Source organism: Acidovorax cavernicola (assembly GCF_003581445.1).
In genome coordinates, this window is the sequence record NZ_QXMN01000324.1 from 1 (window position 1) to 626 (window position 626).

Genomic DNA, 626 nt, shown 5'->3' on the forward strand with positions numbered 1-626 from the left:
CATCGGGCTGACGGCAATCCGGTTGCGCAGCGTGACGCCGCGTTGCGTCAGCGGTGAAAAAAGCGCGCTCGTCATGCCACTTCCCTGTCGCAGGCCGGAGCCTGCAGCAGCTGCGCCCGCAGCACATGCTTGAGGATCTTGCCCGAAGCCGTCTTCGGCATGGCGTCGAGCAACACCAGTTTTTCCGGAAATTTCTGGCGCGCGAGCCGCCGCGATTCGAGATAGGCAGTCATGCCCGCGAAATCCATGGAAGCCTGCGGCCTGAGCACCACATAGGCACAGGGCGTCTCCCCCAGCCGCGCATGCGGCATCGCCACCACCGCGGCCTCGAGCACATCGGGATGGGCGTGGAGCACATCCTCGATTTCCTTGGGACTGAGGTTTTCCCCGCCGCGAATGATCAGATCCTTCTTGCGGCCGGTCACGGTGATGAAGCCGTCGGCCGACAGCGTGCCGAGATCGCCGGTCATGAAGTAGCCCTCGGCATCGAACGCACCGCGGGTATCTTCCTCGCGCGAATAGCCCAGCATTACTTCGGGCCCGCGCACCACGATCTCCCCCTGCGCGCCCGCGGGCTGGAGCGCTCCCGTGACCGGGTCGACGATGCGGACTTCGTTGTTCCAGAC

Annotated in this window: 1 protein-coding gene; it reads right to left on the minus strand. The window is 65.0% G+C overall.

The features are described from left to right. Positions 1 to 71: 71 nt before the first annotated feature. The coding region (locus tag D3H34_RS33445) for a class I adenylate-forming enzyme family protein (protein WP_147400633.1) at positions 72 to 626 on the minus strand (555 nt) is incomplete at its 5' end.